Consider the following 6,330-nt stretch of genomic DNA (forward strand, 5'->3'; position numbering starts at 1 on the left):
CTTACCCGCCCGCGCCCCCTGGGGGAGGACCCGGGGCGCGGGGCCCGCCCCGCTGCGGGCCCGGCGACCGGTCACGTGCGGTGCGCGGCGCGGGTCAGCCGACCCGCTCGCGCTCCCAGAGGTAGAAGCGCTGCGCCATGGCGTCCTTCGGGGAGCGCCAGGTCTCGGGGTCGTACGCGCTGACGTACGCCGACAGCCGCTCGCTGACGTCCCGGAACTCGGGGTGCCCGGTGATCTTGGCGATGGCGGGCCCTGGTTCGCGCTCGGACTCGATCAGATGCATGTACACGTCGCCGAACTGGAAGAGGCTGCGCCGGACGACGCCGACGAGCTGCGGCAGCTCGCCCCGGTCGGAGTCCTCGAAGACCTTGGCGATGTCGGGCGCCGATCCCGGGGCCATCCGGGCGACGATCAGGGCTTGGTGCATGGGGGGACCGTCCTTTGTCCGGCTCAGTCGGTCAGACCGGGCGTGGCGCCGCGTTCGGCGGCGGCCTTCTCGATGCGGTCCCGGATCAGGCCCAGCTGGACCTTGGAGTTCCGGTTGATGTTGTCGGTCATCCACTCGTCGTCGACGGGCGCCTCGGGCTTCATCGCGAAGTCCTGCGTCCAGATCATCCGCGTGCCGGCCGGGACCTCCTCGTACCGCCAGTGGATGTTCATGTGGTCGAACGGCCCCGTCTCGACCCGGCGGGCCTTGACGGTGCGGGTCTCACGGTCCGGCTCCCGCTCGGAGACCCAGCTCCACACGGTGCCGTTCTCGTCCGGGTGCATGGTCAGCCGGAAGGTGGTCTTGCGCCCCTCCCGGGAGAGGACCTCGACGGAGGCGTACTCGCTGAACAGCCGCGGCCAGTTGTCGAGGTCGTTGGTGATCTCCCAGACGAGGTCCAGCGGGGCCGCGATGGTGATCTCGTTCTGTGTGTGTCCGGTCATCTCACGCTCCTGTCATGAGGGCACTGTTGACGAGGTCGAGGAACTCCCGGGGCGACTTGGAGCGCTCGGCGTCACAGGGCATCGGCGTGCCGTACCGGTTCTCCAGCTCGCCCACGATGCCCAGCAGCCCGAGCGAGTCGACGCCCAGGGTGCCGAAGTCGACGCCGTCCTGCCGGAGTTCGGTCGGGGCGACGGTGCAGCCTGCGGACTTCTTCATGAGTTCGGCCAGCTCTTCCACGGTGATGCGGTCGGTCATGGGTTCCTCTCCTCTACTGCTGCGCGACGCCTCGCTACGAGGCGTCGGTGGCGCCGTGCCGCAGCACCAGCGCCGAGTTCGACCCCATGAGTCCCCGGCTCAGGACCAGTGCCGTGCGCACTTCGGCGGTGCGGGCACGGCCGGTCACGAGGTCGAGGTCATGGCAGATGTCGAAGACATTGGGAGTGGGCGGGATCAGGCCGTGCTCCATGGCGAGCACCGCCGCCGCGGCGTCCATCAGCGGCGCCGCGCAGTACCCCCGGCCGATCCCGGTCTTCGGCGCGGTGACGGGCACCCGGGCGCCGTGCCGGCCGAGGGCGTCGACGATCGCCAGCGCCTCGGCGCGGTCCGCCTCCGGTACGCCGAGGGCGTCGGCGAAGACCACGTCGATCTCCTCGGGGGCGCAGCCGGCCTCCGCCAGGGCTCCCCGGATGGCCTGGGCGAGTCCTTCCCGGGAGTCCTCCCAACGGGAGGCGCCGGTGAAGGTCGCCGCGTGTCCGGCGAGATGGGCCCGCACCTGCGCGCCGCGCGCCCGGGCCGCGGACTCCTCCTCCACCACGAGCATCGCGCCGCCCTCCGCGGGCACGAACCCGCAGGCCGCGGAGGTGAACGGGCGGTAGGCGCGGGTGGGTTCGTCGACCGTGCTGAGTTCCTCGTAGCCGAGTTGGCAGACGACCGAGTAGGGGGCGATGGGCGCCTCGGTGGCCCCGGCCACGATCACGTCCGTGCCGCGCACCACGGCCCGCGCCGCGTGTGCGAGGGCGTCCAGGCCGCCGGCCTCGTCGGCGGCGACGACCGAGCAGGGGCCCTTGAAGCCGCGCCGGATGGAGATCTGGCCGGTGCTCGCGGCGTAGAACCAGGCGATGGACTGGTACGGGCCGACGTAACGACTGCCCTTGCCCCACAGCTGCTGGAGCTCGCGCTGGCCGAACTCGCCGCCGCCGGAACCGGCCGCGGTGACCACGCCCACCGAGAACGGCGCGGCGTCGGTGTCGGGCCGGCCGAGGTCGGCGTCCGCCAGCGCCAGGTCGGCCGCGGCCATCGCGAAGTGCGTGAACCGGTCGGTCTGGACGAGGTAGCGCTCCTCGATCGCGGCCGCCGGTTCGAAGTCTCGGACCTGGCCGGCCACCCGCAGCGGAAGGTGCTCGCAGCCTTCGCGGGTCACCTGGTCCAGGACGCTGATGCCTTCCCTGGTGGACTTCCAGAAGGTCTCGGTACTGGCTCCGTTGGGCGCGACCACGCCGATTCCCGTGACGGCCGCGCGCCGTGGAAGGGGTTCGCTCATCGTGTCTTCTCCCTCGGCCGGTTCATGACCACCGCGGACTGGAAGCCGCCGAACCCGCTGCCCACCGAGAGCACGCTGGCCAGCTTGCGCTCGCGGGCCACCTTGGGGACGTAGTCCAGGTCGCACTCGGGGTCGGGCGTCTCGTAGTTCGCGGTCGGCGGTACGACCTGGTGGGCCAGCGCCAGCACACAGGCGACGAGTTCGATCGCCCCGATCGCGCCCAGGGAGTGGCCCACCATCGACTTGATGGAGCTCATGGGGGTGTCGTAGGCGTGCCGGCCCAGGACCCGCTTCACGGCGGCGGTCTCGTGGCGGTCGTTCTGCTTGGTGCCCGACCCGTGCGCGTTGACGTAGTCGATCGCCGTGGCGTCGACCCGGGCGTGGTCGAGGGCGTCCTCGATGGCCCGGGCCATCTCCAGGCCCTCGCTGGTCAGGCCGGTCATGTGGTAGGCGTTGCCGAAGGTGGCGTACCCGCCGAGCTCGCAGTACACGTGCGCGCCACGGGCCCGGGCGTGCTCGAGCTCCTCCAGGACGAGTACCGCGCCGCCCTCGCCCATGACGAACCCGTCGCGGTCGGCGTCGAAGGGACGCGAGGCGTGGGCGGGGTCGTCGTTGTGGGAGGAGGTGGCCTTGATCGCGTCGAAGCAGGCCATGGTGATCGGGGAGATCGGCGAGTCCGAGGCGCCGGCTATGCATATGTCGGCCCGGCCCTCCTCCACGGTGTGGAAGGCGTAGCCGACCGCGTCGAGCCCGGAGGTGCAGCCCGTGGAGACCGTCTGCACCGGCCCGCGGGCGCCGAACCGCTCGGCGACCGTCGAGGCGAGGGTGCTGGGCGAGAACGCCCGGTGCAGGTGCGGAGCCGCCTCGCGGTGGTCGACGTCCCAGCGCTGCCCGCCGTGGCTGACCTTGACGTAGTCGTTCTCCAGCCGGGTGGTGCCGCCCACCGCGGTGCCCAGGGAGACGCCGACCCGCCAGGGGTTCTCGGCCGCCAGGTCGAGACCGGCGTCCCGTACCGCCTCGTCGCCGGCGACCAGGGCGAACTGGATGTAGCGGTCGCACCGTTCGACGTCCTGTGCGTCCAGCCCGAGGGCCGTCGGCTCGAAGTCGCACTCGGCGGCGATCCGCGACCGCAGGCCGCTCGGGTCGAAGAAGGTGATGCCGCGCGTCGCCGTCCGCCCGTCGGTGAGGAGCTTCCAGAACGCCGGGACGCCTATGCCGCCGGGGGCGACGATGCCTATGCCGGTGACCGCGACACGACGCCCGGTCATGAGCGGACCACGGCTTCGGCGTCGCTCTCCTCGGTGTCGACGTGACCGAGCGGCGGGCTCGGGGCCAGCGGGCCGAGGTGGAACACCATGCGGGCCTCGACGTTTCCGACGTTGCGGAAGCGGTGGCGCATGTGAGCGGGGATCATCAGGCCCTGCTCGGGCTGGAGCGGCACGGCCTCGCCGTCCAGGTCCACCTCCAGCTGCCCGCACACGACGTACACGAACTCCTCGGAGTACGGGTGGTAGTGCTCAGCGATGCGGTCGCCGGGCTTGATGAGGGCCAAGCCCATGAAACCGCTGGTCGAGCCGACCGTGACCGGGGTGAGCATGGCGCGCAGATCGCCGCCGCGCCGGGTGTTCGGCTCGACCTCGCTGAGATCGACGACTCTGGGACGGGATGTGATCACGACGTTCCTCCGATGATGTACTGCGCCGACGTGGGCGGGGCGGGGGCGCCGCCCCGGCCACGTGATGACGGATCAGGCGTCGGGCGACCGGCGGTCGGTGACGAGATCCATGCGCGCGAGTTCGAGCAGTCGCGCGAGTCGGGCGTCCTTCGACGCGGACCGGTCCGCGTCGCCGGCGTCGTCCAGCAGCGTCGTCAGCTCGGCCACCTGCCCCGGGTCGGACAGACCGAGGGCCTGTACGGGGTCTGCGGCGTCGAGTCCGCCGCGCACGTCGACCAGCCGTACGACGACGTCGTCGCGCTGGAAGATCGTGCTGCGCAGCACCGGGTTGCGCGCGTCGTCCGCCGCCGCCTCGTCCTGCCGGGCCAGCAGCTCGGCGAGCTTCATGCCGCGGTCGGGACGGGCCGGGTAGTACAGGGCGTACCGCTCGGCCTGCGGGTCCTGCCGGTCCGCCGTCACATGGTGGACGGCGGGCAGCGCGGCCCGGGTGAAGAACACCCGGGCGGACTCCGGATCGTTGAGGTCCCGGTCCTGCTCCAGATGGGGGTTGATGGCCTCCTCGACGGCCCGCACCTCGGGCTGCCGGGAGACGTGGCGCAGCGCGGAGAGCAGGTCGCCCCGCACCTCGATGGCCCGCACCACCCGGTTGCCGTGCATGAACAGCGAGGTGCGGCACAGCCGGGTGGTGTCGTCGACCTGCGGCTCGGGCGCGGCGTAGTCGGCGAGGATCTTGGCGACGGTCTCCTCGCTGCCCGGCTTGACGGTGAAGGTGAGCGCGTGCCGGATCATGCCGTCGCCGATCCTGGGCGAGGTCTGGAGCCGGCGCTTGCCCGCGTCGGCGGTCGCCGCCGGGCCGCCCGTCTCACGGACCACGTGGAACCGCAGCGACCTGGTGTCCCGGACGCAGCTGTGCAGCGGCTCCACCATCCGCACGTGCTCCTCGCTGTTGACCCACGCGAGGAACGGCGGGGCGCTCTCCCATTCGCTGGTGATGAGCCACTGGGAGGGGTTCTCGATGGACTGGCAGAGCTGGTCGCTCACATGCCCGGGGACGGACGCGACCTGGTTGCAGAGCTGCTCGTACGCCTCCAGGAACTGCTGCTGGGCTCCGTCGTAGACGTCGACCAGCAGGACGACCCGGAGGCGGGAGCCGTCGAACACGGACTGGGAGACACGTTGCGACGCCTGTCGCGTCCGCGAACCTGCAACACGTTCGGACGTGGTGGTCATCCTGCGCACATCTCCTTCGCGGAGGGGGTGGTGAACGTCGGCCGCGGGTCCGCGACGTCAGCGTTCCTCGATCCTGTGCCCGTCCCCGCAAGTGCGCGACTCGGATGAACTACGTGGGTGAAAGGGCGGGTGACGGTCAGACGAGATGGGCGAAGACGACCAGGTTCTCCGTGTAGTCCTTGACCCGTCGGTCGTAGGCCCCCGCACAGGTGATGAGCCGCACCTGCGCCTCGGCGGTGTCGGCGTACACCCGCTCGCTGGGGAAGTCGTCCTTCTCGAAGGTCTCCACGCTGTCGACCCGGAAGGTCGCCTTGCTGCCGTCGGCCCGCAGCACGTGGAAGAGATCGCCCCTGACCAGCGCGCTGAGCCCGGCGAAGACGGCGGGCGACGTCTTGGTGTCGACGTGCCCGGCGATGATCGAGGTGCCCGCCTCCCCCGGCGAGGCCCCGTCGGCATGCCAGCCGACCAGGTTGACGTCGTCGGCGGGGGGCGCGTCCAGCCGTCCGCTGGGGCCGATGGCCAGGTCGGTGAAGGGGGCGTCGACCGAGATCTTCGGGATCAGCAGACGTACGGGCCGCGAGCGCGGCAGATGCTTGCCCAGCGGGGCGTCGGCGGCAGCGCCCGACGTGGGCGCGGCCTCCCCGGCCGGTGCGCGGGTCCCGGGGACCGGGGCGGCGGCGGGCGGGGCGTGCGGGGGGCGGGACATGCCGGTCGTCGACGTGTCGTTGCCGCCGCCGAACAGGTTCAGCGCCAGGATCACGGCGGCCGCGGCGCAGAGCATCGTCACACCGGCCCGAGAGCTCTCGGGAGAGGAGGGGGAAGGGGAAGGGGAAGCGGAGGGGGAAGGGGAGGGGGAGGGGGAAGGGGATGGAGTGGGAAATGCCATCGCAGTCAGCCGCACGCGGGCTCTCCGGAGATCGGGAGAGCGGCGGGGAGGGAAAGAGATTCTTGTGA

At 71.7% G+C, this 6,330-nt stretch carries 8 protein-coding genes; all 8 read right to left on the reverse strand.

Annotated elements, in window-relative coordinates; all coding sequences use genetic code 11:
* Positions 1-94: 94 nt before the first annotated feature.
* The 8 genes from AB0J04_RS44900 to AB0J04_RS44935 all read right to left on the reverse strand — a co-directional run bounded on the left by AB0J04_RS44900 (position 95) and on the right by AB0J04_RS44935 (position 6,157).
* Positions 95-427: a TcmI family type II polyketide cyclase gene (locus AB0J04_RS44900; protein WP_363174503.1), complete on the reverse strand. Its 333-nt coding sequence runs from the start codon at positions 425-427 to the stop codon at positions 95-97.
* A gap of 23 nt (positions 428-450) precedes the next feature.
* Positions 451-930 (reverse strand): SRPBCC family protein, encoded by a 480-nt coding sequence (locus tag AB0J04_RS44905; protein ID WP_363174504.1) that lies wholly within the window; start codon positions 928-930, stop codon positions 451-453.
* A gap of 1 nt (position 931) precedes the next feature.
* On the reverse strand, positions 932-1,186 hold the full coding sequence (locus AB0J04_RS44910) for an acyl carrier protein (protein ID WP_363174505.1): 255 nt from the start codon (positions 1,184-1,186) through the stop codon (positions 932-934).
* 34 nt (positions 1,187-1,220) lie between these two features.
* Complete coding sequence (locus AB0J04_RS44915) at positions 1,221-2,471, reverse strand: ketosynthase chain-length factor (RefSeq protein WP_363174506.1); 1,251 nt, start codon at positions 2,469-2,471, stop codon at positions 1,221-1,223.
* Complete coding sequence (locus AB0J04_RS44920) at positions 2,468-3,739, reverse strand: beta-ketoacyl-[acyl-carrier-protein] synthase family protein (RefSeq protein ID WP_363174507.1); 1,272 nt, start codon at positions 3,737-3,739, stop codon at positions 2,468-2,470. The genes AB0J04_RS44915 and AB0J04_RS44920 overlap by 4 nt, the downstream gene beginning before the upstream one ends.
* A complete protein-coding gene (locus AB0J04_RS44925; RefSeq protein ID WP_363174508.1) occupies positions 3,736-4,146 on the reverse strand; it encodes a cupin domain-containing protein in 411 nt (136 codons plus the stop codon). The genes AB0J04_RS44920 and AB0J04_RS44925 overlap by 4 nt, the downstream gene beginning before the upstream one ends.
* A gap of 72 nt (positions 4,147-4,218) precedes the next feature.
* Complete coding sequence (locus AB0J04_RS44930) at positions 4,219-5,376, reverse strand: SchA/CurD-like domain-containing protein (protein WP_363174509.1); 1,158 nt, start codon at positions 5,374-5,376, stop codon at positions 4,219-4,221.
* Between the two features lie 136 nt (positions 5,377-5,512).
* Positions 5,513-6,157 carry a class F sortase gene (locus AB0J04_RS44935; RefSeq protein ID WP_363174510.1) on the reverse strand — a complete coding sequence of 215 codons (645 nt, stop codon included), beginning with the start codon at positions 6,155-6,157 and terminating at the stop codon, positions 5,513-5,515.
* Positions 6,158-6,330 lie beyond the last annotated feature (173 nt).

The sequence above is a fragment of the Streptomyces sp. NPDC050263 genome, assembly GCF_040655955.1.
GTDB lineage: Bacteria > Actinomycetota > Actinomycetes > Streptomycetales > Streptomycetaceae > Streptomyces.